This window comes from Nisaea sediminum (genome assembly GCF_014904705.1).
In the GTDB taxonomy this organism is placed as follows: domain Bacteria; phylum Pseudomonadota; class Alphaproteobacteria; order Thalassobaculales; family Thalassobaculaceae; genus Nisaea; species Nisaea sediminum.
Window position 1 is genome coordinate 818,768 of record NZ_JACZCQ010000003.1, and the last position, 26,246, is coordinate 845,013.

General features: G+C 63.0%; 23 protein-coding genes. 13 read left to right on the forward strand and 10 right to left on the reverse strand.

Translation table 11 applies throughout. The features are described from left to right. Positions 1-10: 10 nt before the first annotated feature. From IG122_RS08950 to IG122_RS08960, 3 genes are read left to right on the forward strand one after another with little or no spacing between them, the layout of a single operon-like run. Positions 11-559 (forward strand): PadR family transcriptional regulator, encoded by a 549-nt coding sequence (locus IG122_RS08950; protein WP_193182553.1) that lies wholly within the window; start codon positions 11-13, stop codon positions 557-559. Between the two features lie 45 nt (positions 560-604). Next, positions 605-1,714 carry an efflux RND transporter periplasmic adaptor subunit gene (locus IG122_RS08955; RefSeq protein WP_193182555.1) on the forward strand — a complete coding sequence of 370 codons (1,110 nt, stop codon included), beginning with the start codon at positions 605-607 and terminating at the stop codon, positions 1,712-1,714. Positions 1,715-1,723: 9 nt separating this feature from the next. Then, a complete protein-coding gene (locus IG122_RS08960; protein ID WP_193182557.1) occupies positions 1,724-4,912 on the forward strand; it encodes an efflux RND transporter permease subunit in 3,189 nt (1,062 codons plus the stop codon). An 86-nt stretch (positions 4,913-4,998) separates the two neighbouring features. Here the strand turns inward: IG122_RS08960 and IG122_RS08965 are convergent, their stop codons facing one another. Further along, positions 4,999-6,135 carry an iron-containing alcohol dehydrogenase gene (locus IG122_RS08965; RefSeq protein ID WP_193182559.1) on the reverse strand — a complete coding sequence of 379 codons (1,137 nt, stop codon included), beginning with the start codon at positions 6,133-6,135 and terminating at the stop codon, positions 4,999-5,001. Positions 6,136-6,342: 207 nt separating this feature from the next. Here IG122_RS08965 and IG122_RS08970 point away from each other — a divergent pair, with 207 nt between their 5' ends. Next, positions 6,343-7,260 (forward strand): LysR family transcriptional regulator, encoded by a 918-nt coding sequence (locus IG122_RS08970; protein ID WP_264299712.1) that lies wholly within the window; start codon positions 6,343-6,345, stop codon positions 7,258-7,260. On the opposite strand, the gene IG122_RS08975 is transcribed toward IG122_RS08970, so the two are convergent. Together IG122_RS08975 and IG122_RS08980 are read right to left on the reverse strand one after the other, a co-directional pair. Beyond that, a complete protein-coding gene (locus IG122_RS08975) occupies positions 7,250-8,401 on the reverse strand; it encodes a pyridoxal phosphate-dependent aminotransferase (protein WP_193182564.1) in 1,152 nt (383 codons plus the stop codon). The genes IG122_RS08970 and IG122_RS08975 overlap by 11 nt on opposite strands. A gap of 16 nt (positions 8,402-8,417) precedes the next feature. Further along, on the reverse strand, positions 8,418-9,971 hold the full coding sequence (locus tag IG122_RS08980) for a gamma-glutamyltransferase (RefSeq protein ID WP_193182566.1): 1,554 nt from the start codon (positions 9,969-9,971) through the stop codon (positions 8,418-8,420). 99 nt (positions 9,972-10,070) lie between these two features. On the opposite strand from IG122_RS08980, the gene IG122_RS08985 reads away from it, so the two are divergent. Continuing rightward, positions 10,071-11,438: a M48 family metalloprotease gene (locus IG122_RS08985; protein WP_193182568.1), complete on the forward strand. Its 1,368-nt coding sequence runs from the start codon at positions 10,071-10,073 to the stop codon at positions 11,436-11,438. A 123-nt stretch (positions 11,439-11,561) separates the two neighbouring features. Next, positions 11,562-12,296 carry a DsbA family protein gene (locus IG122_RS08990; protein WP_193182570.1) on the forward strand — a complete coding sequence of 245 codons (735 nt, stop codon included), beginning with the start codon at positions 11,562-11,564 and terminating at the stop codon, positions 12,294-12,296. Between the two features lies 1 nt (position 12,297). Here the strand turns inward: IG122_RS08990 and IG122_RS08995 are convergent, their stop codons facing one another. Next, positions 12,298-13,551, reverse strand: coding sequence for an MFS transporter (locus IG122_RS08995; RefSeq protein ID WP_193182572.1), 1,254 nt, complete (start codon positions 13,549-13,551; stop codon positions 12,298-12,300). Between the two features lie 160 nt (positions 13,552-13,711). Next, positions 13,712-14,803 (reverse strand): 4-hydroxyphenylpyruvate dioxygenase, encoded by a 1,092-nt coding sequence (hppD, locus tag IG122_RS09000; protein WP_193182574.1) that lies wholly within the window; start codon positions 14,801-14,803, stop codon positions 13,712-13,714. A gap of 113 nt (positions 14,804-14,916) precedes the next feature. Here hppD and IG122_RS09005 point away from each other — a divergent pair, with 113 nt between their 5' ends. From IG122_RS09005 to aat, 6 genes are all read left to right on the forward strand, one after another. Continuing rightward, positions 14,917-15,426, forward strand: coding sequence for a MarR family winged helix-turn-helix transcriptional regulator (locus tag IG122_RS09005; RefSeq protein ID WP_319024844.1), 510 nt, complete (start codon positions 14,917-14,919; stop codon positions 15,424-15,426). Positions 15,427-15,570: 144 nt separating this feature from the next. After that, positions 15,571-16,137 carry a PAS domain-containing protein gene (locus IG122_RS09010; RefSeq protein ID WP_193182576.1) on the forward strand — a complete coding sequence of 189 codons (567 nt, stop codon included), beginning with the start codon at positions 15,571-15,573 and terminating at the stop codon, positions 16,135-16,137. Between the two features lie 80 nt (positions 16,138-16,217). Beyond that, entirely contained in the window at positions 16,218-16,667 is a 450-nt protein-coding gene (gene aroQ, locus IG122_RS09015) for a type II 3-dehydroquinate dehydratase (protein WP_193182578.1), read from the forward strand. A gap of 18 nt (positions 16,668-16,685) precedes the next feature. Next, positions 16,686-17,123, forward strand: a complete 438-nt coding sequence (gene accB / locus IG122_RS09020; protein ID WP_193182579.1) for an acetyl-CoA carboxylase biotin carboxyl carrier protein — start codon at positions 16,686-16,688, stop codon at positions 17,121-17,123. A 15-nt stretch (positions 17,124-17,138) separates the two neighbouring features. Next, positions 17,139-18,479, forward strand: coding sequence for an acetyl-CoA carboxylase biotin carboxylase subunit (gene accC, locus IG122_RS09025; protein WP_193182581.1), 1,341 nt, complete (start codon positions 17,139-17,141; stop codon positions 18,477-18,479). Between the two features lie 56 nt (positions 18,480-18,535). Further along, a complete protein-coding gene (gene aat, locus IG122_RS09030; protein WP_193182583.1) occupies positions 18,536-19,189 on the forward strand; it encodes a leucyl/phenylalanyl-tRNA--protein transferase in 654 nt (217 codons plus the stop codon). Here the strand turns inward: aat and IG122_RS09035 are convergent. From IG122_RS09035 to IG122_RS09055, 5 genes are all read right to left on the reverse strand, one after another. After that, a complete protein-coding gene (locus IG122_RS09035; protein WP_193182585.1) occupies positions 19,123-19,560 on the reverse strand; it encodes a DUF2155 domain-containing protein in 438 nt (145 codons plus the stop codon). The genes aat and IG122_RS09035 overlap by 67 nt on opposite strands. A gap of 25 nt (positions 19,561-19,585) precedes the next feature. Then, a complete protein-coding gene (mlaD, locus tag IG122_RS09040; protein ID WP_193182587.1) occupies positions 19,586-20,044 on the reverse strand; it encodes an outer membrane lipid asymmetry maintenance protein MlaD in 459 nt (152 codons plus the stop codon). A 59-nt stretch (positions 20,045-20,103) separates the two neighbouring features. Then, positions 20,104-20,457 (reverse strand): NADH:ubiquinone oxidoreductase subunit NDUFA12, encoded by a 354-nt coding sequence (locus IG122_RS09045; RefSeq protein WP_193182589.1) that lies wholly within the window; start codon positions 20,455-20,457, stop codon positions 20,104-20,106. Between the two features lie 90 nt (positions 20,458-20,547). Continuing rightward, a complete protein-coding gene (locus IG122_RS09050) occupies positions 20,548-21,213 on the reverse strand; it encodes an RraA family protein (RefSeq protein ID WP_193182591.1) in 666 nt (221 codons plus the stop codon). Between the two features lie 38 nt (positions 21,214-21,251). Continuing rightward, positions 21,252-21,881 (reverse strand): LysE family translocator, encoded by a 630-nt coding sequence (locus IG122_RS09055; protein ID WP_193182593.1) that lies wholly within the window; start codon positions 21,879-21,881, stop codon positions 21,252-21,254. 574 nt (positions 21,882-22,455) lie between these two features. On the opposite strand from IG122_RS09055, the gene IG122_RS09060 reads away from it, so the two are divergent. Next, the gene (locus IG122_RS09060) at positions 22,456-26,139 is read left to right on the forward strand and encodes a vitamin B12-dependent ribonucleotide reductase (protein ID WP_193182595.1); all 3,684 of its coding nucleotides are present in this window, start codon (positions 22,456-22,458) and stop codon (positions 26,137-26,139) included. Positions 26,140-26,246: the final 107 nt, after the last annotated feature.

Here is a 26,246-nt window from a genome sequence, read left to right on the forward strand (position 1 = left end):
CGCCCAATCCATGGACGTCAAAACACTCTGTCTCGCGGTTCTCAGCCGACGGGACGCGACCGGCTATGAAATCCGCAAACAGTTCGCGGAAGGCCCGTTCGCGCATTTCCAGAAGGCCTCGCTCGGCGCGATCTACCCTGCCCTGACCAAGGCTGCGGAAGAAGGTCTCGTCACCGTTACGGCGGAAGCGCAGGACGGGCGGCCGGACAAGAAAATCTACCGCCTGACGCAGGACGGTGCCGCCGCCCTCCACCGGGCCTGCCAGACGGAACCCGGTGACGACCAATTCCGCTCCGACCTCCTGTTCCTGATCTTTTTCGCCAGTCTCCAGTCCCCGGACAAGATTGCCCGCCTGGTCGACGAGCGGATCGCCCATTACGAGACCTCTGTCGCGAATCTGCACAGCAAGGCTGAGACCTGTTCCGGCGAAGAGCCGGGACGGGACTTCGTCCGCGGTCTCGGCTGTGCGCTCTACACGGCAGCGGCCGACTACATGCGGAAGAACCGCTCCGCCCTGCTTGAACAGCTTCGTGCGGAGGCGCGCCATGCCGCCGAGTAACCGGTTGGTTCCGAATTTCTTCTCACTACAGGCTGCAGAGGCCCCATGAGACTCAATCGCTCCCTATTGCTGGCCGCTTTGATCGCCGTCGGCGCGACCGGATGGATCCTGTCAGGACAGTTCGCCAATGGCGCGCGCACGGACGAGGAAACGGTTGCGGCCACGAATTCTCCCGCGGGCACGCCGAAACTCACCTCGGTTCGGGTCCGCGAAAGCATTGCCGAACCGTACCGTTCGGCCGTTGTCATTTCTGGACGGACGGCCGCCTCGCGCGAGATCGAGCTCAAGGCTCAGATCCTCGGCAAGGTCGTGGAGATCGGAGCCACCGAAGGCACCCCCGTCACCGCCGGCGAGACGATCGTGCGGTTCGATCCCGAAGACCGGGAGGCCAAGCGGCAGATGGCCAAGGCCCGGATCGAGCAGCGCGAGACCGAATTTAGCGCCTCCGACAAGCTCGCCAACAAGGGCTTCCAGGCGAAGACCCAGCGGGCCGCGACCTATGCGGACCTGCAGGAAGCCAAGGCGGACCTTGCCGAGATAGAGGAGGAGATCCGTCGGCTGAGAATCAAGGTGCCGTTCGACGCCGTCCTTGACGAGATCCAGGTCGAGGTTGGAGACGTGGTTCAGAGCGGCGATGCGGTCGCCAAGATGTACGATCTCGATCCGATCCTCGTCGTCGCCCAGGTTTCCGAACAGGAGCGGCTCAAGCTGGAAGTCGGGCAGCCGGGCGCGGCGAGCCTGCTCGACGGAACCAAGCTCTCGGGCACGATCCGCTACATCACCGCCGCCGCCGATCCCCTGACCCGCACCTTCAGGGTCGAGCTCGAGGTTCCGAACCCCGGAATGCAGATCGAGCAAGGCATCACCACAGGTGTGATCCTGCCGCTGCCCGAGATCTCCGCCCACAAGCTCTCTGCCGGGGTCTTCACCCTGAACGATGTCGGACTGCTGGGCGTGATGGCTGTGGATCAAGACGGAATCGTTCATTTCCACAGAGTGACGGTGGTCGACAGCGATGCCGACTGGGCCTATGTGACCGGCCTGCCCGACCGGGTGCAATTGATCACAGTCGGCCAGGAATTCGTCTCCGACGGCGAGAAAGTGCGTGCGGTCCCTGAAGAGATCGTCGGCACTCCCGACGCGAAGGCTAGCTGAGGCGCCGCCATGCACACGCTGATCGACGCCGCACTGCATCGCAGCCGTACCACGCTGATGGTTCTGGCCCTGATCCTGATTTCCGGGGCGATCTCCTATGTGACGATCCCGAAGGAAGCGGACCCTGACGTCAATATCCCGATCATCTACGTCTCCATGCATCATGACGGGATCTCGCCGGAGGATGCGGAACGGTTGCTGCTGAAGCCGATGGAAACCGAGCTTCGCAGCATCGAGGGCGTGAAGGAGATGCGGGCCACCGCATACGAGGGCGGCGCCAACGTGACCCTCGAATTCACCGCCGGCTTCGATGCCGACCAGGCGCTGACAGACGTGCGCGAGAAGGTCGATATCGCCAAGCCGGAGCTGCCGGAGGACGCGGACGAGCCGACCGTCCACGAGGTCAATGTCAGCCTCTTCCCGATCCTTGTCGTCACCCTCTCCGGCGAGTTGCCGGAACGCACCATGCTTCAGCTGGCGCGCAATCTGCGCGACGAGATCGAGGGAATCAGCACGGTTCTCGAGGCAAAACTCCGAGGCGAGCGCGAGGAACTGGTCGAGATCGTCATCGATCCGCTGCGCCTCGACAGCTACAATATCGACGCGGCAGCGGTCCTCGAGATCGTCTCCCGTTCCAACCGCCTGGTGGCCGCCGGCACGCTCGATACCGGCAACGGACGCTTCCCGATCAAGGTTCCGGGTCTCTACGAAAACCTCGCGGACATCCTCGACCAGCCGATCAAGACCAACGGCGACGCGGTCGTCCGGGTGCGCGACATCGCCTATGTCCAGCGCGGCTTCAAGGACCGGGAGAGCCACGCCCGCCTCGACGGCCAGCCCGCGATCGGGATCGAGGTCACCAAACGGATTGGCGAGAACGTCATCGAGACGGTCGAGAACGTCCGGAACATCGTCGCCGAGACGCAGAAGACCTGGCCGGAGGGCGTGACCGTAACCTTCAGCCAGGACAAGTCCGGCCAGATCCGCACCATGCTGACGGACCTCCGCAACAACGTTCTGAGTGCGATCCTGCTGGTCATGATCGTGATCGTCGGCGCCCTCGGCTACCGCTCCGCCGGTCTCGTCGGCGTCGCCATTCCGGGCTCGTTCCTGCTCGGCATCCTGACCCTCTCCTCGCTCGGCCTGACGGTGAACATCGTCGTGCTGTTCAGCCTGATCCTCGCGGTCGGAATGCTGGTCGACGGGGCCATCGTGGTGACCGAATTCGCCGACCGGAAAATGTCCGAGGGTCTCGACCGCCGGTCTGCCTATGCCGCGGCGGCCAAGCGCATGGCCTGGCCGATCATCGCCTCGACGGCGACCACGCTTGCCGCCTTCCTGCCGTTGCTGTTCTGGCCCGGCGTCGTCGGCGAGTTCATGAAGTTCCTGCCCATCACCCTGATCGCGACGCTCAGCGCCTCGCTGCTCATGGCCCTGATCTTCGTGCCGGCGCTCGGCGCGATCATCGGCAAGCCCGGCGCGCAGAGCGAAGAGGGACGAGAGGCGCTCGCCGCAATGGAGGACGGCGACCTAGGCAAGGTCAAAGGCTTCACCGGAGGATATCTCACCGTACTCAAAGCCGCGCTCCGCCATCCCGGAAAGGTCCTCGCAGGGGCGGCGCTGCTGCTGGTCGGCGTGCAATGGTATTACGCCACTCACGGCAACGGGGTGGAGTTCTTCCCCGATGTCGAGCCGGATAACGCCATGATCCACGTTCATGCGCGCGGCAACATGTCGACCGCGGAGAAGGCGCGCCTGGTCTTCCAGATCGAGAAGGAAGTGCTCGAGGTCGGCGGTTTCAAGTCCGTCTATACCTTTGTCGGCGACAAGGACGGCGGCGGTCAGGACATCGCCGAGGACGTGATCGGCACCATCCAGGTCGAATTCGACGACTGGGGCAAGCGGCGCCCGGCGGACGAGATCCTCGCCGATATCAGCGAACGCGCGAAAGCCTATCCCGGCATCATTGTCGAACCTGCGAAGGAACAGGGCGGACCTCCGACCGGCAAGCCGGTCCAGGTCCAGCTCCGCTCGCATTATCCGGAGAAGCTGATCGAGGCCACCGCTATGGTTCGCGAACAGTTCGACCGGATGGACGGTCTGACGAATATCGAGGACGACCGGCACATACCGGGCATCGAATGGCAGATCGCCGTCGACCGTGCACAGGCAGCCAAGTTCGGCGCCGACGTGGCGCTGATCGGCAGCTATGTGCAGCTCGTCACCCGCGGCCTCAAGATCAGCGACTACCGCCCGAACGACAGCGACGAGGAAATCGATATCGTCGTCCGCTATCCGCGTCCGTTCCGCCGCCTCGACCAGTTCCTCGCGATCCGCATGAAGACCGACATGGGACTGGTCCCGCTGCGCAACTTCGTCTCCTGGAGCGCGCAGGACAAGGTCGGCACGATCAAGCGGTCCGACGCGCGTCAGGTCATGAGCGTGAAGGCCGACGTGCTGCCCGGCGTGCTCGCCGACAACAAGGTCCGGGAGCTCACGGAGTGGCTCGGCACGGTAAAGCTGCCGGACGGCGTTTCCTATCGCTTCAAGGGCGAGGACGAAGAGCAGAAACAGGCCGAGGCCTTCCTCGGCAAGGCCTTCGGCGTGGCGCTGTTCATCATGGCGATCATCCTCGTCACCCAGTTCAACAGCTTCTACAGCGCCTTCCTGATCCTGAGCGCCGTGATCATGTCGACCATCGGCGTGATGATCGGCCTGATGATCACCGGCCAGCCCTTCGGCATCGTGATGAGCGGCATCGGCGTGATCGCGCTCGCGGGGATCGTGGTGAACAACAACATCGTGCTGATCGACACCTTCGACGCGCTGAAGACCACAACCGCTGATGCCACAGAGGCGATTCTCCGGACCGGCGCTCAGCGCCTCAGACCGGTCATGCTGACAACGATCACCACGATGCTCGGCCTGCTGCCGATGGTGTTCCAGACCAATATCGATCTCTTCACCCGGGAGATCTCGGTCGGCGCGCCGTCGACCCAGTGGTGGGTGGGGCTGTCGTCCGCGATCGTCTTCGGAATGGGTTTCGCGACCGTCCTGACCCTGATCGTCACGCCCTCGGCGCTTCAGGTCCGGGCGAATGTCCAGGCCCGGCGTGCCGCCCGCCGAGCCCGCAAGGCGGGGATGGAACCTGAATCGCCTCACGCGCCCCATGACGGCGCCATAAACGCTGCCGAATAGAGCCGCATCCAACCGCCTGTTGAAATGCAAGAAGCGGCGGCACAGGTGCCGCCGCTTCCATGCAGATCATCCTGTCTCGCTCAAGGTCAGTAGGACGCTTCGAGCATCCCGATATAGTCCTCGGCGCTCGCGTCGACCGGATTCGTCTTGTGGCTATGGTCGGCGAGCGCCCCGGCCACGATGCGATCGAACAGGTCTTTGGAGACTCCAAGCTCCGACAAGCGGGAGGGAAGACCGATAATCTTCGTCATATCCCTGACCGCCGTTGCGACCTCGTCACCAGAGGGGAGCCCCATCGCCCGGGCGAGATGATCGTATTTGTTTTCCGCGACGGAGGTCGGCGCATCGCGGTTGAACTCGATCACCGCCGGCATGAAGACCGCATTGAGCGTGCCATGATGCAGCTTGGGATTTATCCCGCCGAGCGCGTGGCTCAGGCTATGGACGCAACCCAGCCCCTTCTGGAAGGCCATGGCGCCCATGGTGGCGGCGATCGCCATGTTCGCGCGTGCGTCCCGATCACCCGGCATTTCCGTTGCGAGACGGATATTCGCCCAGCCACGGCGCAGTCCCTCCAGCGCGATGCCGTCGGCAGGCGGATTGAAGGACGGCGCGAGATAGGTCTCGATGCAATGCGAGATCGCATCCATCCCGGTGGCCGCGGTCAAAGTCGCCGGAAGGCTCATCGTGAGTTCCGGATCCACGATGGCCGCCCTTGGAATGAGGTACGGCGACAGCAGGCCGACCTTGCGGCCATCTTCCAGAATGACGATCGCGGCGCGCCCGACTTCGCTGCCAGTGCCGGCCGTCGTCGGAATCGCGATCGTCGGCCAGGTCTTGTCCGTGATCTTTTCGACCCCGCCCTCGATCATGGCGTAGGTTTTCAATGCACCGCCATGCGCAGCGAGAATGGCGACCGCCTTTGCGAGATCGAGCGCCGACCCGCCGCCGACCGCAATGATCCCGTCCGCCTCGACATCGAGAAACAGCTTGGTTGCAGCCTGAACCGCAGCTTCATTGGGATTGCCCGGAGTATCGTCGAAGACACCAGCCGGCGCCGCACCGGTAACAGTCTCGATCTTCTCGAGAAATCCGAGCTGCCGCACGCCCTTGTCGGTGACGACGACCGGCCGGGTAATGCCGGCAAGCGCCAGCTCCGCCTTGAGCGAGGCCAGTTCTCCGAATCCGAACTGAACCCGGGTCACATAGTTGATCAACCCCATGATTTTTCCCTCTGATATATCGATTTAGAAATTCCGTGCGGCACCGAGAGGTGTCCACGCTTGCTCGCCTGAATCGCTTGCCAGCAAAAATCACGCTTGAGCCGTCGGCTGTAAATCCATCATCTTCGGATATAGGTATAACGAAAACGAAATTAGATTGAACGGATGCGACAATCCTCCTTTGCCCGGCTGTCCCTGCGCCACCTCTTGCTGATCTCCGCAATCGAAGATAACGGATCGCTGAAACGCGCGGCGGAGACCATCGGAACGAGCCAGCCGCGCGCGTCCAAGGCACTGCAGGAAGCCGAAGAACTGACCGGGCAGAAGCTCTTTCATCGCTCCAACCGCGGCGTACGGGCGACGCCGGCCGGTGAATGCGCAATTCGAACCGCCAAGACGATCCTGTCCCAGCTCGGTAAGCTGGAGCAGGAACTGAGCGGCCTCTCTGCCGGCACTGGCACGAAGTTGCGGATCGGAACGATCATGGGAGCGGTTCCGTTCGTCACCGAAATCGTCCAGCGGCATTTGCGGCGGTATCCCCAAACGTCCGTCGAAATCCTTGAGGACACCAGCGCCGAACTGTTGAGACAACTGGATCGAGGCGCGCTGGATCTCGTGATCGGTCGGCATTCGGTCAGCGCGGCGCCTCACGTCTACGATGTCGTCGCATTCCACGACGAGGTACTGAAGGTTGTGGCCAATCCGGCCCACCCGCTGGTCGGAAAGAGGCGGGTCGCGCTCTCCGACCTCGCCGACTTGCGATGGATTGTTTATACGGCGGCGATGCCGATGAGATTGTCGCTGGAGCAGGAATTCCGTCACGCCGGGCTGCCATTTCCGGCGGTTCTGCTGGAAACCCGCTCGGCGCTGACGACAATGTCCCTGATTCAGGGGGATCACAATTCAGTGGCGCTATTGTCCGGAGACGTCGCGGAATTCTTCGCCGGCTTCGGGATGGCCTGCATCCTTCCGGTTCACCTCATATCCAAAAGCGAGCCGTACGAAGTCATCACCCGCCGGTCTCATGATATGCCGGATCAAGCGATGCAGTTCATCTCGGAGCTGATCGCAGGCGCCGTTCCTCCCCGCGCATCCGGATGGGGCAAGCCGGACCTCAGCCCTTGAGCCACCCCCGCAGCCTCACGGCCGCCTCGACCATGTCGGCTGTGGCGCCGGCAAAGGAGAAACGAAGCCCGCCATGTCCCCGGGCCGGATCGAAATCCACTCCCGGCGTGGCGGCGATACCGATCTCGTTCAGCATCCGCTTTGAGAAGTCCACGCTGTCATTCGTGAAGCGCGTAACGTCGGCATAGATGTAGAAGGCGCCGTCCGCCGGCGCGAGATCGTCGAGCCCGGCCGCCGGGAGCTCGTTCAGAAGGACTTCCCGGTTCTTCGCATAGCGCGCGACATTCGCCTCCAGCTCCTCGTGACAGTCGAAAGCCGCAATCGCGGCGTGCTGCGAGAGGGTCGGCGGCGAGATGAAGAAGTTCTGCGCCAGGCATTCCATAGAGCGCGCCAGATCCTCCGGCACCACCATCCAGCCGAGACGCCAGCCGGTCATGGAGAAATATTTCGAGAAGCTGTTGATGACGATCGCCTGATCGTCGCTCTCCAGCGCCGAGACCGGCCGGGTGCCGAAGCCGATGCCGTGATAGATCTCGTCGGACACCAGCCGGATGCCTTTCGCCCTGCAATACCGTGTCAGTGCCGCCAGCTCCTCCGCGCCAAGCATGGTCCCGGTCGGGTTCGAGGGGCTGGCGACGATCAGACCGTCGAGATCGCCTTCGACCGCGTCGAGCAGTTCAGGCGTCGGCTGGTAGCGGTGCTTGCGCTCGGTCTCCAGCAGGACCGTCTCGACCCCGAGGGCGGAGAGGATGTTGCGGTAGGCCGGATAGCCGGGCGAGGCCATTGCCACCCGGTCGCCCGCCTCGAAGGCTGCCAGAAACGCCACCTGGAAGGCGCCGGACGAGCCCGTCGTCACCATGATCCGTGTAGGGTCCAGGGAGACGCCGTACCAGTCCTTGTAATGCCGGGCGATGCGCTCGCGCAGGGGCGCGATCCCGCCGGCCAGCGTGTAGCCGATCTTGTCGCTCCTGAGTGCCCGTTCCGCCGCCTCAAGGACGCCGCGCGGCGCGGGGGTCGCCGGCTGGCCGACCTCGAGATGGAGCACGTCGCCGCCGGCCGCCTCCCGGTCCGCCGCGGCCTGCATGACATCCATGACGATGAAGGCGGGAACGGCTCCGCGCCGCGAGATCTTCAGGCTCATGACTGCTGTTTCCCGGCTACTTGACGGCTTCGTAAAGCATCAACCCGCGGCCGCGCGGGTCGTCCGCAACGCCGCAGTCGAGTTCGCTCCGCGGCAGACCGCCATTGCAGCGGAACAGACGCACCGCTGCGATCGGCTGATCCGCCGTACGGACCTGATAGCCCGCGGCAGCGGCCACGTTTGCCGCCCCTTGCGACAGGCTCTGCTCGGCGAGCAGCACGTCCGATGCCGGATCATAATGGGAGCGTGGAGCCGCGACGGCAGCCGTCGCCGCCTGCTTCCCCACATAGTGGCGCGCGATGACCGGAGCGAGCGCGGAGACCACCTGCCGGCCGCCGGTCGCCATTGCGGTCATGTGGACCTGCCAGGCCTTGTTATTGCCTGCGATCACCGCGGCCGCCAGCGGCGCCTCGCCGCCCGGACGGGCCGGAGCCGCCAGCATTCCCATTTCGGGCAGCACCTTCCCGGTTCCGAACGCGGAATTCATGGTCAGCGCGCAGCCGACGGAGAGACCGCGTTTGTCGGTGATCGAGAAGCTGGTCGCGCCCGAATGGGATCGGCCTCCGAAGAGGGAGACCGCCGCCGGAACGGCCCGGCTGCGCGGCGTGTCCGGACGGAAGCCGCCGAACAGCCGCTCGGCCTCGTCGTCGCTCGCATCCATGTTGCCAGCGGCAACCGCGTTCGCGGCGCGCACCTGCATCTCCGCAATCATGACCGGGTCTGCATCGCTTGGCGCGGGAGACCAGTCTGCCTCGTGAAAGGCAATCGAGAGCGTCTTCGCCAGCAGCGCTTCGTCCTCGACCCGGCCGGCGGCAACGGCCCAGAGATGATTGTCGAACTCGACCCCGGCAGCGGCAGACCAGAACGGAACTTCCTGCCTCATACGGGCCAGATCGGCCGTATATCCAAGCGCCTGGGCGCCTTGGGCATAACGCTTGGCGAGCTGGCCGGTATAGAGATCTCCCACGCCGGCAATGCGCAACCGGCTCAGGGTTCCGGCAAGATCGAGCTGGACCAGCGGCGCACCCGCACCCAGGACAGCACCCGACGGGGCCAGCAATTCGGACGCGCCGCCGCCGAGGACCGCGCCATCACGTGCGAGATCTTCGGCAAGACGGCGCGAGACGATATCGCCGAAACGGGCCAGTTGCTCCGCATCGCCGATCAATTGGCCGAACGGCAGCCGGCCGTATCTGGCATGCAGCGCGAACATCGCCCGCGGGCCGATCGGAACGGCGACCCCATCCGGCTGGTCCGAAACCGGCCGAGGCAGGAACGAAAGCTGTTCGAAGCGCCTGCTTTGCGGGTCGAACACGACGCACTTCCCGCTCGCGCCGAGACCCGCTGAAGACGGCAGCGTGACGGCCAGGGTAAAGAAGGTCGAAACCGCGGCGTCAGCGGCATTGCCGCCCTCGACGAGCACATCCTGCGCGACCAGCGCCGCGCGCGGCTCGTCAACGGCAATCGCGCCGAAAAAACCTTCCGTGACCTGGACAACCTCTTCGCTCGCGCAACCCGAGAGCAAACCGGCGCACATCGCCAATGCCAAAGGCACGGATTTACGAAACATAACTTCCCCTCAATTTGCCGCCGGCTATTGAATGCCCCCCTTGGGGCGCGCACATTAGATTCTCATGCGCACCGCACCAACAGGCTCGGACCGAAATCCATGAAGTGCAAAGCCCGCGTTGGCAAGCATCTAATTGCGCTGGTGACCGCCCTCGTGTTTCTTGCCGGAGCGCACCGGACGGCCGACGCACGCTCCTATGTGACCGACACCGAGATCGAGTTCTATATCCGCGAACTGGCCACGCCGGTCTTCCAGGCGGCCGGTCTGTCGCCCTCCGCGATCGATATCTACCTCATCAATGACGACACGCTGAACGCCTTCGTCGCGGGCGGGCAGAACATCTTCTTCCATACCGGACTCCTGATGGCGACCGAAACGCCGGAACAGCTCCTAGGCGTGATCGCGCATGAAACCGGGCACATCGCCGGCGGGCATCTGGCGCGCACGGGCGAGGCCCTTCGCAATGCCAGCCAGAACGCTCTGCTGGGGATCATTCTCGGCGCCGGCGCGGCGCTTGCGACCGGCCGCGGCGATGCCGCGGGTGCGATCTTCAAGGGCAGCCAGGCGGCGGTCCAGGACTCCCTGCTCTCCTACAGCCGGACGCAGGAATCCGCGGCGGACCAGGCCGCGGTCCGCTTTCTCGACGCCAACCGCGAATCCTCAAAGGGCATGCTCGAGTTTCTCTCCACCCTGAGCGGGCAGGAACTCCTTAGCGGCCGCAGCCGCTCGCCCTATGCCAGCACGCACCCGCTGACCCAGGACCGGATTTCCTTCGTCGAATCGCATGTCGCGAACTCGCGCTTCTCCGACGCGAAGTTGTCCGACGACCTGCAGATCAAACACCGGCGCATGGTCGCCAAACTGAAGGGTTTCATCCGCAGCCCCGCGCGAACTTTCCGCGACTACGAGGAGAGCGACACCTCGCTGGAGGCGCGATACGCCCGTGCCATCGCGACCTACCGGCTGCCGGACATGAACAAGGCCGTCACGATGGTCGACGGTCTGCTCGAGGAGTATCCGAAGGACCCGTATTTCCACGAACTCAAGGGCCAGATCCTGTTCGAGGCGGGAAAGCCCGAAGAAGCAGAGGGGGCCTACCGCGCCGCCCATGAATTGCTTCCGGAAGCGCCGCGCATCCAGCTCGAGCTCGCCCGGGTTCTGCTTGCGCGCGAGGGCCCGCAAGCCAGCGCCGAAGCGCAGACGCACCTTGAAAGGGTTGTACAGGAAATGCCGAGCTCGACATTCGCTTGGCGCCAGCTTGCGATCGCGTATGGCCGCAACGGAGACCATGGCATGTCCGCCCTGGCCCTGGCCGAAGAAGCCTACAGGTCGGGACGCGAACGGGACGCGGCCCTGCAGGCAAACCGGGCCAAGCAGAAACTGCGGCCGAATACGGAAGCGTGGCTCCGGGCGACGGATATCGAGCAACTATCAACGCCGCGCGACCGCGAACGCAAGACGCGCTGAGCCCGGATGCATAACGTGAACGTGGGTTGCATGCCGGTACGTTCCGGATCAAAGTCCGCGTCCCGAACCCAAACCGGAAAGGCACGGCGCATGGCCTCCTCGCGACTTCCAGCTCTGAGAAACATGACCAAACTGGCCGCCGCAGCCGCTGTCGCCGTCACTCTCGGCAGCGCGCCTGTGCTCGCCACGGATCCCTTCTCCGAGACACAGAAAGAGGCTCTGGACGCAGCGATCCGCGACTACATTCTGAAGCATCCGGAGGTGATCGTTGAGTCGCTGAACGCGATGCAGCAGCGCCAGGAAGCCGCCGAAAAGGAACAGCAGCGACTGGCTCTCGGCCAACTGCAGGCCGAGCTCGTGGCAAACCCGAACGATCCGGTGCTCGGCAATCCGGACGGCGACATAACCGTCGTGGAGTTCTTCGATTATCAGTGCGGCTATTGCAAGCGCATGGTCGAACCGGTAATGCAGCTGCTGAAGCAGGATCCGAACGTGCGCTGGGTGATGAAGGAATTCCCCATCCTCGGCCCCGCTTCGGTAACCGCCGCCAGGGCGTCGGTCGCCGCACGCAATCAGGGCGCCTATCGAGAATTTCATCTCGCTCTGATGGCCTATCGCGGCCGGCTCAGCGACGAGGTGGTGCTGCAGACCGCGCACGAGGTTGGTCTCGATATGGAGAAACTGAAGGCCGACATGACGGCGCCGGAAACCGAAAAGACCATCCGCGACGCCACCATGCTGGCCCGGACTCTGGGAGTGAACGGCACGCCGGCCTTCATCATCGGCGACGAGATCCTTCCGGGCGCCGTCGGGCTGGATACTCTGGTTCAGCAGATCGAAGCCGCCCGTAAGAGCTGAGTTACTCGGCTGCCGCAGGCGCCGGAGGAATATCCCGGACCCTGGCGTAAAACAGCGACGCGACGACGATCAGGCCGGCAACCGTCGCGAATACCAGCCGATAGGCAACGCTTGCGTCACTGGAGGCATAATCGACGATGAACCCGGTGACCCACTGGGTAACGAAAATCGTCCCGACCCCGACGAGGCTCATGCAGGTGATCGCCCTTCCGGCGAGATAGTCCGGAACGAATCCGCGGCAGTGCGCCGCAAGGACCACGAAGAAAGGCGACGTCACACAGAACAGGACCAGTATGGTCAAGGCAAGCCAGAGCGGCGGATGCGGCAGAATTGCGAGCGTGCCAAGCGTCAGCACCATCGCGGCACAGCTCCCGAGGACAACCTTCTTCCGGGAATTGAATATGCGGTCGAGCGGACCGAAGGCCAGCGTCCCCGTATTCAGAGACAAGACCATAACCAGCAGTACGTAACCTGCGCCGGTCTGGTCCAGCCCGTGAACGTCCCGCAAATAGGGGCCAGCCCACAGTCCGCCGATTGTGGCGAACGGCGCCGCGAAGCAGCTCGCCATGATGAGCGTGCCGCGGATATCGCGGTCCTTCATCATTTCCAGGATTGCAGAGAATGCCTTGCCGACACTTTCCTTGGGCCGGGCCGGACGCTCGACTCCCGGCGGGCGGTCGCGCACATAAAAGAAGATCAGTGCGGTCAGCATCAGGATCGCTGCGGCAAGGAGCAGGAAACTTTGCGTGAAGCCGAACTTCTGCAGCATGATGGCCAGCGGAGCTGTCGCGAGCGCGCCGCTGAGCGCACCTGAGATCGCGATCAGCCGCGCGGAAATGGTCGCGACCCTGTCCGGGGTCGTCCAGCCGAGGACAATCAGGTAGACGGTCGTGACCGCCCCCGCATGCCCTATCCCGATGATGATCCGCCCGCCGGTCAGGGTCGTCGCGGTCTCGGCGACGGCGAAAACGGCAATTCCGAATACACCGACCAGGCTCAGGACCGACGTCGTCAGACGGGCCCCGTGGCGATCGAACAGAACCCCCATCGGGATCTGCACCGCAGCGGCCGCGAGCGACATAGCGCCGATGATTCCGCCGAGCGCCGCCGGCGATATTCCACGCTGCTCGATCAGCCCGTTCGCAATCACCCCGCCGCCGACCCGGTTGATCTGCACCAGCGTGAGGAAAGCGCATAATATTACGAAGACCCGGGTGGCGGTCTGCCGCGCACCCGGGTACGCCACATATGTCATGTAGCGTACCCGGGTGCGCGCGACGCGCAGTCAGAAATGCAGGCAGGCATGGGGGCTCCAGACTGAAAAAACGGACGCGTGTCATAAAATTAGCCGACGCGCTGTCCAGTAACCCAAGGCCGAAACCCGCCACCGGTCAAGCGACGCGTTTTTTAGTTTTTTAAGCCTCGAGAACGCCGCGCTTGACCTGATCCTGCTCGATGGATTCGAACAGTGCCCGGAAGTTCCCCTCTCCGAATCCCTCATCGCCCTTGCGCTGGATCAGCTCGAAAAAGATCGGGCCGATCACCGTCGAGGTGAAGATCTGCAGAAGGAGGCCGCCATTCTCCGTCGGCGCGCCATCGATCAGAATCCCATGCTGCTTCATCCGCTCGACATCCTCGCCGTGGTCCGGCAGGCGCTCATCCAGCATCTCGTAGTATGTGGCGGGCGGCGGGTCCATGAAGGTGGTGCCAGCCGACTTCAGACGCTCCACGCTTGCGAAGATATCGTCGGTCGCGAGCGCGATATGCTGGATGCCTTCGCCCTTGTACGCATGCAGATATTCCTCGATCTGCGACTTGTCGTCCGCCGACTCGTTGATCGGAATCCGGATCTTGCCACACGGGCTGGTCATCGCGCGGGATTTCAGGCCGGTGAGTTTACCTTCGATATCGAAATAGCGGATCTCGCGGAAATTGAAGAGCTTTTCGTAAAACCCGGCCCAGACATCCATGCGTCCGCGATGGACGTTGTGCGTCAGATGGTCGACGCAGGTGAACCCGGCGCCCGCCGGCGATTGCTCCACATTTTCCAGCGGCACGAAATCGACATCATAGATCGAATGCTCACCATAGCGGTCGACGAGATAGATCAGACTGTCGCCGATCCCGTGGATGGCCGGGATATTGAGCTCCATCGGCCCGACCTTGCCTTCGAACGGCTTGGCGCCGAGCTTGACCGCACGTTCGTAAGCGGCGGCCGCATCCTTCACTCTGAAGGCGATGGCACAGCAGGACGGTCCATGAACTTTGGCAAAGGACTGGGCGAAACTGTCCGGTTCGGCATTGACGATGAAATTGACGCCGCCCTGCCGGAACAGCGTCACGTCCTTCGAGCGGTGCCGGGCTACGGCCGTAAAGCCGAGCGAAAGGAACAGGTCTGTCAGCAACTTCGGATCCGGCGCTGTGTACTCGATAAACTCGAAACCGTCTGTGGCCATCGGATTCTCGTTTGAACCGCCCGGAACCGGGGGAAGTGTCTTGGACGCCATGCTGTCTCCTCCTCTCGCTTCGACGTCATCCGCCTTGACAGGGATTCACCGAGCAAGGAACGTCTGAGCAGTCGAGATAATTAGTTTCAATTGAAACCATTTAAGGAACGCGGGTGGAAAGTCAAGCGACCTCTGACGGGCGGAAATCCAGCCGCGACGGCATTTCCGCCGGCGCTTTCGCGCTGGATGCTTTCCTGCCTTACCGTCTGGCGCTGCTATCCTCGCTGGTATCGCGCAGCATCCAGAAACTCTATGAGGCCGAGTTCGACATAAGCATTCCGGAGTGGCGCCTGATCGCCATACTCGGAAGCGGCGGCCCGATGACGGCGAACGACATTCGCGGACGCGCGGCCATGGACAAGGTCCAGGTCAGCAGAGCCGCAGCAAAACTTTCGAAGTCCGGACATATCCTGCGCCGGACCGATCCGGACGACCGGCGGAAGTCCACGCTGTCCCTTTCAGAGACAGGGCAATCCATCTACAACCATATCGTGCCAATGGCTCTCGACCGAGAAGCATTTCTAACCTCTGCCCTTACAGAAAAAGAAAAGGCGGATTTAATAAAATTGTTGGAAAAATTGACAAAAAGAGCAGAAAAGATGACCGGCAAATCATTTCTGTGAGCATTGAGATATGATAGGTTCACTTTTGATCATCTTTGCAGCGGAACCATTGCCACAACCATTACGTCATGCTATCGGAAATCTAAAACCTAGTCTTGCAGTCATGCGGGAATATAACAGGGGCCGATCAAGAGTGCTGGGAACATGAACCAGATCCTGGAGGATGTCACCGACGCGACGCTATCCAAGTTGGTGGAGCGGTGGTTTGCCTGGCGCGGCGATGCGCGTTTTCCCGCACGAAAATCGATTGAACCCATCGAACTTGGATCGGCGCTGCCCTTCGTCTGGCTCTGCGAGAAAGTCCCCGAATCAAATTGCTACCGCTACCGGCTGGTAGGCGAAGCCGTGAACACGCTCTATGGACAAGGCTTGCGAGGCCGGTCGCTGAAAGATTTCCTCTCACAGAAGACGGCCAACGCACTGCGCGCCAGACTCGATCAGTGCCTTGAGTCGGGAAACCTCCTGCACACGATCGCGCCGCAAACCCTGCACGACAAACGTCATGTCCTGGTCCAGAGGCTGTTTCTTCCGATTACGGGTGAGAACGGCGCGCATGACACGATCCTTGGCTGCACCAAGGTGACCGGCTCGCTCCTCGAATCAGACCGGTATTCGGCCACCGTACATCAGGCGACCTACAATTGTGAGGGCGTGCGCGTAAAGGTCAGTAATCCCGTGGTGACCATGTTCTCCTCTGATCTGGAATTTTAGCTCCTGCCGGGCAACCGGTTCCGATTGCGTCACAAACCCCGCATGATATAACGCTCGAAACTGACAAGCAGGCGAGCAACGTGTCCGAACGCCCGGAAATCCTGATCCTCAACGGCCCGAATCTGAACATGCTCGGGACCCGTGAGCCCGAAGTCTATGGAGCCGAGACGCTGGACGACGTCGAGGCAATGTGTGCCGAACGCGCGGCGGCGCTGGACCTGTCGGTCGATTTCCGGCAGTCGAACTTCGAAGGCGAAATGGTGACGATCATCCAGCAGGCGCGCGACAGCGCGGCCGGGATCATCATCAATGCCGGCGCATACACCCACACGTCGGTCGCGATCCACGACGCCCTGAGGGTTGCGGAACTGCCGGTGATCGAGGTGCATATCTCGAACATTCACCGGCGCGAGGCATTCCGGCATCACTCCTACATTTCCGCCGTCGCCGAAGGCGTCATCGTCGGCCTCGGGACTCAGGGCTACCTGTTCGCCCTCGACGCCATGGCGCGGCTTCTCGATCGAAATTGAACGAAACCGGAGACCCCTTTGTCGCACGACATTGATAGCAAACTGGTGAAAAAGCTCGCGAAGCTGCTGGAAGAAACCGGCCTCGGAGAGCTGGAATACGCGACCGACGACTGGCGCATCCGTGTCGCCCGGCCGGCAACGCAGGCGGTGGCCGCGACGGTAGCCCCGGCCCCGGTCGCCGCCGCAGCGCCGGCGGCGCAGCCCGCGCCGGCCGCGGTGAATGCAAACGCCGTCAAATCGCCGATGGTCGGAACCGCCTATCTCGGGCCGGATCCCGATTCCGCGCCGTTCGTCTCCGTGGGTTCGAAGGTCTCTGAAGGCCAGACGCTGATGATCGTCGAGGCGATGAAAGTCATGAACCCGATCCCCGCGCCGCGCGCCGGAACGGTGAAGGAAGTCCTGATCCAGAACGGGCAGCCGGTTGAATTCGGCGAACCGCTGATCGTCATCGAATAAGTGGCCGGAGCCGGAATGTTCGAAAAAGTCCTCATCGCCAACCGCGGCGACGTGGCCCTGCGGATCCACCGGGCCTGCCGGGAAATGGGCATCCGGACCGTCGCGGTTCACTCCACCGCCGATGCGGACGCCATGCATGTGCGGCTTGCGGACGAGAGCGTCTGCATCGGCCCGCCGGCCTCCAAGGACAGCTATCTCAATATCCCGGCGATCCTCACAGCCGCGACAGTGACCGGCGCGGACGCGATCCACCCGGGTGTCGGCTTCCTCTCAGAGAACGCCGATTTCGCCGAGATCGTCGAAGCACACGGCTTCGTCTTCATCGGGCCGTCTCCGCAGCATATCCGCGACATGGGCGACAAGATCATCGCCAAGCGGACGGTCAAGGCGCTCGGCATTCCGTGCGTTCCCGGCTCCGACGGGCCGGTCGACTCCGTGGACGCGGCCCGCGCCGCCGCCGAGGAGATCGGTTACCCCGTGCTGATCAAGGCGACGGCCGGCGGCGGCGGGCGCGGCATGAAGATCGCGCACAAGCCCGAGGATGTCGCCGAGGCTTATACCATGGCGCGGCGCGAGGCCGGCGCCGCCTTCGGCAATGACGAAGTCTACATGGAGCGCTACCTCGGCAAGCCGCGCCATATCGAGGTACAGATCGTCGGTGACGGCAAGGGCCACGTGGTCCATCTCGGCGAGCGCGACTGTTCGCTGCAGCGCCGCCACCAGAAGGTCCTCGAGGAGGCTCCCTCGCCGGCCCTGAACGCGGCCGCACGCGCGAAGATCGGCGAGATCGCGGCCAATGCCTGCGCGAAGATGAACTACCGCAGCCTCGGGACCCTCGAGTTCCTCTACGAGAACGGTGAATTCTTCTTCATCGAGATGAATACCCGCCTGCAGGTCGAGCACCCGATCACCGAGATGATCACCGGCATCGACCTGGTACGGGAACAGATCCAGATCGCCTCCGGCGCGGCGCTCTCCTTTACCCAGGACGACATCCAGCTCAACGGCCATTCGATCGAGTGCCGGATCAACGCCGAGAACCCGAGGACGTTCCTTCCGTCTCCGGGACAGGTTACGGATTATCACGCACCGGGCGGCCTCGGCGTACGTGTCGATTCGGCGCTTTATGCCGGCTACCGGATCCCGCCCTACTACGACAGCCTGATCGCAAAACTGATCGTGCATGGCTCCAACCGGAACGAGTGTTTGCTGCGGCTGCGCAGGGCTTTGGACGAGATCGTCATCGCCAATGTCGAGACGACAGTGCCCCTGCACCAGGACCTGTCGAAGGCTCCCGATTTCATCAACGGCGAATACGACATACACTGGCTTGAGAAGGTTTTCCTCGCCGGCTAGGGAGTTCCCCCTTTCCGGTGGAGCGTCCGTAAGGGCGATGAGGAGGCTCAGGCACGATGTCGCAATTGCGGCCCGAATTGCTGCTCCAGGCCTACGCCATCGGGGTCTTCCCGATGGCGGAAAGCCGCAACGACACCCGCACGTTTTTCGTCGATCCGGACAAACGCGGAATTCTACCGCTTGACGCGTTCCATGTTTCACGCAGCCTGCGTAAGGAAATACGCCGCCGCCGCTTCGAGGTTCGCTGCGACACGGATTTCAAGGCCGTCCTCGAAGGCTGTTCAGAGCCCCGTCTGGAACGCCCGGATACCTGGATAAACGACGAGATCTTCCGCCTCTATCTCTCGCTCCACGAGATGGGCTACGGCCATAGCATCGAATGCTGGCGGGACGGAAAGCTGGTCGGCGGGCTTTACGGCGTCGCCCTCGGGGCCGCGTTCTTCGGGGAAAGCATGTTCAGCCGCGAGCCGAACGCGAGCAAGGTCGCGCTGGTCCACCTCGTCGCGCGCCTGAAAGCGTCGGGATTCACACTGCTCGACAGCCAGTTCATCACCGACCATCTGCAGCAGTTCGGAGCGGTCGAAGTGCCGCGGGAGCAATACCGGGACATGTTGGCAGAAGCGCTGAAGACGCCGGCGGAGTTCTATTCCGGAGCGGACGACTGGCCGTTCGTCGAAGCGCTTCTGCACTCGAGCAGCCAGACGTCGTAGACGGGATGCTCCACGGCGTTCAGCGCCGGGCTCGACGCGAACATCCAGCCGGTAAAGAGACGCGCCTGTTCCTCGTCCGGCTTCTGCTCATCGATTTCAAGAAAGGCCGCACTCTCCGGCGTCTCTGTCGGCGGCTTCTGGCGGCAGGCCCGCGGGGTGATGAGGAAGGTGCCGAAGTGGCCGGTCTGGTCGACCGGGATCTCAAACGTGGAAATCCGGGCGGTGATCTTGTCCAGCCCCTGCAGTACGGCGACAGGAAGATCGATCCAGGCTGGTTCGCGGGGTTCCGAACTGGTCTGAGCGGCGGCCGGCAGGCCGCACGCAATTCCTCCAGCGACAGCCAATGACAAGGCGGTTTTCGGCAGTCTCATGCAATCGGTCCCGACGGGCTACCGCCTACTTCTTGTCCGCGACCTCGCCGGCCGAGAAGATGAACTTTCCAATCAGCTGCACGATGTCCACCGGATCCTGCGTGTACTCGATCTTACCGCCGTCCTTGATCGTGTCCGGATCGCCGCCGGGGATGATCTCGAGATAGTTCCCGCCAAGCAGGCTCTCGCTTGAGATCGCCGCCGCGCTGTCGAGCGGCAGCTCGATATCGTCCCGGATATTCATGGTGACCTCGGCAAGGAAGGTTTCCTTGTCGAGTTTCTGGCTGACGATCGTGCCGATCTTGATGCCGCTCATCCGGACATCGCCGCCGACGGCGAGCCCCGCGACCTTGTTGAAGGTCGCGATGACGGTATAGCCGCCGCCGGTTTTCAGGTCCGCGGAAACGTAGGCGAACGCCATGAAGATGCCGGCAACCACCAGCACCACCGCGCCCATTACCGTTTCGATCGTATTGCGCTTCATGTTCCCTCGGCGGGTTGGATAGAGCGCCGGCCCGCAGGGACGTGCGCGGCGGAGTGCCGTCAGTTCGGTGTCCAGGCCTCGTAGTCGCCCGTCGCGGGCGCGCGCTTGCCGCCCTCAAGCACATGCCCCGGCGGCCGGTACGCATAGCGGGTGCCGGTCAGGTTCGGCAGATGTTCCTTCTGCCACTCGAACCCCTGGTCCGTCGGCAGCGGTGCTTCCGCCGTGTAGTGCAGCCAGGCATGCCATTCCGCCGGGACCTTCGAGGCCTCGTCGAGGCCCTTGTAGATCACCCAGCGCTTGCGGCGGTATCCCCGCGCGGGCTCGGACTTGTGTTCGTAGTAACGGTTTCCGAACGTGTCCTGCCCGACCTCGCGGCCGTTCAGCCATGTGTAAATTGCCGTGCCGATATTCATCGACCAAACCTACCCGTCATATGCGTCAAGACGTTGGCGGAATATGTCATTGCTGCGGCGCGACGTCCAGTCAGACGCGCCGCACGGGGGTCATTCCGCATTCACTTCGGGAATCTCGATCCCCAGCATCTCCGCCGTGGTCGTCCCGGCCGCCAGTTTCGCAAGCATGTCCGTCTCTTTGCGCACATGCGCCTCGCCCACTTCCAGGATCGCCGCGGCCTGATGCAGCGGCACCACGGTAACGCCGTCCGCGTCTCCCAGAATAAGGTCGCCGGTGCGGACCGGAACGCCGCCGCAGGAGATCGGACCGTCGATCGAGCCGCCGAAGCCCTTGTGCGGCCCCGCCGGTACCGAGGCCGAGGCGAAGACGGGGATATCGCCATTACGCAGATCCGCCACGTCCCGCGCCGCGCCGTCGATGACGAATCCGGCCACGCCCTTGAGCTTTGCCGCCGTCACCAGGATCTCTCCGATAATGGCGACGTCCGGATTGCCGCCGGCATCGATCACGATGATCTCCCCCGGCCGCATCAATGGAATCGCCGCATGGACGCAGAGATTGTCGCCGGCCATGACCGAGATCGTGCGGGCATGGCCGACGATCCGCATGTCCGGATGCAGTGGCGACACGCGTCCCGCCATACAATTCATGCGATTCATGCAGTCGCCCGCGACCGCCGGCGGCACACCCTTCCAGCGCTCAAGAGTCGCAGCGTCGAGCGGCCGGTAGTCGGCCTTGTAACGAAGAATCGGCATGAAGGGTCTCCCTTGGGTTTCTTGGTTTGAATGTCTGTCTAGCTTGCCGCGCGCCGCGTCATCGCCGTCAGAAGGCCGGCGCCGATCATCGCGCTTCCGCCCAGGCGGTTGACCAGCCGGAGCGCGCGCGTACTTGAAAAGCGGCTGCGCATGGTCCCGGCCATGACCGCCCAGAAAGCGGCATTGATGGCGCCGAGGATGACGAAGGTCGCGATCAGGATCACGAACTGGGCCAGCAGCGGCCGCGCCGGATCGACGAATTGCGGAACGAAGGCGACGAAGAAGACGATTCCCTTCGGATTGAGCGCGGTGACGACATAGGCATTCGCGAACATCTTGGCCCAGTCGCGTCGTCCGTTCGACACCGGTGCGGCGGCAAGCTCAGGTTTGCTCCGCCAGAGCTGGATGCCGAGCCAGACGAGATAGGCAGCGCCGGCGAGCTTGAGGATCGTGAAGAGGTCAGCCGAGGCGGCGAGCACCGCGCCGGCGCCGGCCAGCGAAACGGTCATCGCCGTCAGGTCGCCGAGCGCCACTCCGGGAACCGTCGCCCAGCCAGTGTCTCTTCCTCGCGACATTGCGTAGCTCGCAACCATCATCACCGTCGGCCCTGGAATGGCGAGCATGACTGAGGAGGCTGCGGCGAACGCGAGCCAGATTGCCGGATCCATGAAACCACTCCTCATCAAGATCTTGTGCCGACCGGCCGGTACAGCGCGGTGAAGTGAGCCACAGATACGGAACATCAGGCAAGGGCCGCAGACCGCTCTCTCCCCCCATTCGCGCGGTAAAGTCCGGAAACCCGCACTGAGCCACTAGATGTAGATTTTATGACAATTCGACGCACAAAATGTGTTGATCCTCGGGCCCGATGACGGCATTATTTGTTGAGACGGCTTGGCACGGGCCTTCAGACAGAAAAGCGAAGCTCGAACATTGCTTTGAGACTTCGATCCGCCGATCTGCAATGCATGATCGGAACAAGATACGCTTTTCGCAAATTCGCCAATTATGATTGGTGGAATTACTTTAACTTTACTTCTATTTTACTTTCATATCGCCGCACGAAACCTGTGATCGGCGGAAATCTGCGAAATCTCACACAACATTCATTTTTTCCCCCTCTGCGGTTCATTTATCATTGCTTCAAGGAACCCAAATCCGGTATCGTCCCAACCCTTGGCCACAAGATCTTGTGGCGTCTGCGCTCAACGCCACTGACTGACGGAACGGGGGGTTCCAAGCATGAGAATTGATCGCCGGTTTACGGACGCGAAGAAGGGTCCTTACGCGGGTATTAAGTTCAGGAAGACCAGCAGCGAGATCCGGAATCCGGACGGCTCCGTTGTGTTCCAGAACAGCGATATCGAAGTGCCCGCGGATTGGTCGCAGGTGGCCTGCGATATCCTGGCGCAAAAGTATTTCCGCAAGGCCGGCATCCCCGCAAAGCTGAAGCCGTTCGAGGAGAATGACGTTCCCTCGTGGCTCTGGCGCATGCAGCCCGACGAGAAGGCCCTGGCGAAACTGCCGGAAGCCGAGCGCTCGGTCGGCGAATCCAGCGCCAAGCAGGTCTTCAACCGTCTTGCCGGCACCTGGACTTACTGGGGCTGGAAGGGCGGCTATTTCGACAGCGAAGCCGACGCCAAGACCTACTACGAAGAAATGTGCCATATGCTTTGCCGGCAGATGGCGGCCCCGAACTCCCCCCAGTGGTTCAATACCGGCCTGCACTGGGCCTACGGGATCGACGGTCCGGCCCAGGGTCACCATTATGTCGACTACAAGACCGGCAAGCTGGTCCGCTCCAAGTCGGCCTACGAGCATCCGCAGCCCCATGCCTGCTTCATCCAGGGCGTCAGCGACGATCTGGTGAACGAGGGTGGCATCATGGACCTCTGGGTCCGCGAAGCGCGGCTCTTCAAATACGGCTCCGGCACCGGCTCAAACTTCTCCCGCCTGCGCGGCGAGGGTGAATCGCTTTCCGGCGGCGGCAAGTCCTCCGGCCTGATGAGTTTCCTGAAGATCGGCGACCGTGCGGCCGGCGCCATCAAGTCCGGCGGCACCACCCGCCGTGCGGCGAAGATGGTCACCGTCGACATCGATCATCCGGACATCGAGAAATACATCGACTGGAAGGTGATCGAGGAGCAGAAGGTCGCCTCCCTCGTCGCCGGCTCCAAACTCGCTCAGAAGCACATGAACGAAGTGATGGTCGCCTGCCGTGACGCCGAGGGTGTCGAGGGCGAGGCCCGCTTCGATCCGAAGCAGAATCCGGCGCTGAAAAAGGCCATCAAGGCCGCCCGCAAGGTCATGATCCCGGAGAACTACGTCCAGCGGGTCATCCAGTTCGCCGAGCAGGGCTACACCGCCATCGAGTTCCCGACCTACGACACCGACTGGGACAGCGAGGCTTATCTCACCGTTTCCGGCCAGAACTCGAACAACTCGATCCGCGTCACAAACGACTTCCTCGAAGCCGTCGCGGAGGGCAAGAACTGGGACCTCATCCGCCGCACCGACGGCAAGGTCGCCAAGTCCGTGAATGCGGCCGAGCTCTGGGACAAGGTCTCCAACGCGGCCTGGTCCTGCGCCGATCCGGGGATCCAGTACGACACCACGATCAACGAGTGGCACACCTGCCCAGCCTCGGGACGGATCAACGCATCCAACCCGTGCTCGGAATACATGTTCCTCGACGACACGGCCTGCAACCTCGCTTCGATGAACCTGATGCAGTTCCGGCACGAGGACGGCAGCTTCGATATCGAGGCCTTCGAGCACGCCACCCGGATCTGGACCATCACGCTCGAGATCTCCGTGCTGATGGCGCAGTTCCCGTCGAAGGAAATCGCCAAGCTGTCCTATGACTTCCGGACCCTTGGCCTCGGCTTCGCCAATATCGGTGGCCTGCTGATGGCGAGCGGCTTCTCCTATGACAGCGACGAGGGCCGCGAACTCTGCGGCGCGATCAGCGCCCTGATGACCGGCATCGCCTACAAGACCTCGGCGGAAATGGCCGGCCAGCTCGGCACCTTCCCGGAATACGAGCCGAACGCGGCGCACATGCTGCGGGTCATCCGCAACCACCGCCGGGCGGCCTATGGCGAAGAGACCGGCTACGAGGACATCGCGATCAATCCGGTGCCGCTCGACGCCTCGAAGAGCCCCAACACCGCGCTCAACGCGGCCGCGATCGCGGCCTGGGACGCGGCGCTCGAACTCGGCGAGACGCACGGCTACCGCAACGCCCAGACCACGGTGATCGCCCCGACCGGCACCATCGGCCTGGTCATGGATTGCGACACCACCGGCATCGAGCCGGACTTCGCCCTGGTGAAGTTCAAGAAGCTCGCCGGCGGCGGCTACTTCAAGATCATCAACCGCATCGTGCCGGAAGCGCTCCGCAACCTCGGCTACGAGGAAGATCAGATCGAGGAGATGATCCGCTACGCGGTCGGTCACGGAACGCTTGAAGGTGCCCCGGGCATCAACCCGGAAAGCCTCAAGGCGAAAGGCTTCGGCGATGCCCAGGTGAAGGCGGTGCAGGACGCGGTCGCCAGCGCCTTCGACATCAAGTTCGCTTTCAACAAGTGGACCCTCGGAGAGGATTTCTGCCGCGACACGCTCGGCTTCACCGACGCACAGCTGAACGATCTCTCCTTCGACATGCTGCAGAGCCTCGGTTTCAGCAAAAAGCAGATCGAGGAAACAAACACCTATGTCTGCGGTGCGATGACGCTTGAGGGCGCGCCGGGCCTGAAGGACGAGCACCTGCCGGTGTTCGACTGCGCCAACCCGTGCGGCCGGATCGGCAAGCGGTTCCTCTCGACCGAAAGCCACATTCGGATGATGGCGGCCTCTCAGCCCTTCATCACCGGCGCGATCTCCAAGACCATCAACATGCCGAATTCGGCGACGGTCCAGGACTGCTCGGATGCCTATATCCTCTCGTGGAAGCTCGGCCTGAAAGCCAACGCGCTCTATCGCGACGGCTCCAAGCTGAGCCAGCCGCTCTCCTCCGCCCTGGTGGAAGACGAGGAAGAGGACGATCTCGAGGAACTGCTGGAGGCGCCGGCCGCCGTGAAGGCCCCGATCGTTGCCGAGCGGATCGTCGAGCGGATCATCGAGCGCGCCGCCGAACGCCGCCGCCTGCCGCACCGCCGCAAGGGCTACACCCAGAAGGCCAATGTCGGCGGTCACAAGGTCTACCTCCGGACCGGCGAATACGAGGAAGGCAAGCTCGGCGAGATCTTCATCGACATGCACAAGGAAGGCGCCGCCTTCCGCTCGCTGATGAACAATTTCGCCATCGCGGTGTCCATCGGCCTGCAGTACGGCGTGCCGCTGGAGGAATATGTCGACGCCTTCACCTTCACCCGCTTCGAGCCGCAGGGCATGGTCTCCGGCAACGACGCGATCAAGATGGCGACCTCGATCCTCGACTACATCTTCCGCGAGCTGGCGATCTCCTATCTCGACCGCCACGACCTCAGCCATGTCGAGACCGACGACCTGCTGCCCGACAGCATCGGCGACGGCGACGACGAGAACGCGGTCGACGCGGCCAAGGCCCAGCTCATGGAGAAGGTCGGCACCATCACCAGCCGCGGTTACGTCCGCAAGAACCTCGTGGTGCTGCAGGGCGGCCAGTCGCAGACGGTCAAGGCGACCGGCACCGACAACGCCCAGCCGGTGATGGCCGCCACGACGCAGGCCGCGACCGTGACCACGACGATCGAGAAGTCGGCATCGGTCACCGTCTCTGAAACGGTCATGGATGCGGTGGACGAAAAGCTGAACCGGATCCGCGAGGCCCGCATCAAGGGCTACGAGGGCGAAAGCTGCGGCGAATGCGGCAACTTCACCCTGGTGCGCAACGGCACCTGCCTGAAATGCGACACCTGCGGCGGAACATCGGGCTGCAGCTGACCGGATAAACGGGGCCCCCTACCCCAGAAAGAGGCCGCCGCGACCCGTTCGCGGCGGGCCCTTCGCTTTTCCCAGCATGCCACCTGTATTCGCGCATGGGCTTTTGC

Bases quoted from the DNA above. Each gene is read 5' to 3' on its own strand.
- IG122_RS08950 (WP_193182553.1), top strand. From the start codon at position 11: ATGGACGTCAAAACACTCTGTCTCGCGGTTCTCAGCCGACGGGACGCG.
- IG122_RS08955 (WP_193182555.1), top strand. From the start codon at position 605: ATGAGACTCAATCGCTCCCTATTGCTGGCCGCTTTGATCGCCGTCGGC.
- IG122_RS08960 (WP_193182557.1), top strand. From the start codon at position 1,724: ATGCACACGCTGATCGACGCCGCACTGCATCGCAGCCGTACCACGCTG.
- IG122_RS08965 (WP_193182559.1), bottom strand. From the start codon at position 6,135: ATGGGGTTGATCAACTATGTGACCCGGGTTCAGTTCGGATTCGGAGAA.
- IG122_RS08975 (WP_193182564.1), bottom strand. From the start codon at position 8,401: ATGAGCCTGAAGATCTCGCGGCGCGGAGCCGTTCCCGCCTTCATCGTC.
- IG122_RS08980 (WP_193182566.1), bottom strand. From the start codon at position 9,971: ATGTTTCGTAAATCCGTGCCTTTGGCATTGGCGATGTGCGCCGGTTTG.
- IG122_RS08985 (WP_193182568.1), top strand. From the start codon at position 10,071: ATGAAGTGCAAAGCCCGCGTTGGCAAGCATCTAATTGCGCTGGTGACC.
- IG122_RS08990 (WP_193182570.1), top strand. From the start codon at position 11,562: ATGACCAAACTGGCCGCCGCAGCCGCTGTCGCCGTCACTCTCGGCAGC.
- IG122_RS08995 (WP_193182572.1), bottom strand. From the start codon at position 13,551: ATGACATATGTGGCGTACCCGGGTGCGCGGCAGACCGCCACCCGGGTC.
- hppD (WP_193182574.1), bottom strand. From the start codon at position 14,803: ATGGCGTCCAAGACACTTCCCCCGGTTCCGGGCGGTTCAAACGAGAAT.
- IG122_RS09010 (WP_193182576.1), top strand. From the start codon at position 15,571: ATGAACCAGATCCTGGAGGATGTCACCGACGCGACGCTATCCAAGTTG.
- accC (WP_193182581.1), top strand. From the start codon at position 17,139: ATGTTCGAAAAAGTCCTCATCGCCAACCGCGGCGACGTGGCCCTGCGG.
- aat (WP_193182583.1), top strand. From the start codon at position 18,536: ATGTCGCAATTGCGGCCCGAATTGCTGCTCCAGGCCTACGCCATCGGG.
- IG122_RS09035 (WP_193182585.1), bottom strand. From the start codon at position 19,560: ATGAGACTGCCGAAAACCGCCTTGTCATTGGCTGTCGCTGGAGGAATT.
- mlaD (WP_193182587.1), bottom strand. From the start codon at position 20,044: ATGAAGCGCAATACGATCGAAACGGTAATGGGCGCGGTGGTGCTGGTG.
- IG122_RS09045 (WP_193182589.1), bottom strand. From the start codon at position 20,457: ATGAATATCGGCACGGCAATTTACACATGGCTGAACGGCCGCGAGGTC.
- IG122_RS09050 (WP_193182591.1), bottom strand. From the start codon at position 21,213: ATGCCGATTCTTCGTTACAAGGCCGACTACCGGCCGCTCGACGCTGCG.
- IG122_RS09055 (WP_193182593.1), bottom strand. From the start codon at position 21,881: ATGGATCCGGCAATCTGGCTCGCGTTCGCCGCAGCCTCCTCAGTCATG.
- IG122_RS09060 (WP_193182595.1), top strand. From the start codon at position 22,456: ATGAGAATTGATCGCCGGTTTACGGACGCGAAGAAGGGTCCTTACGCG.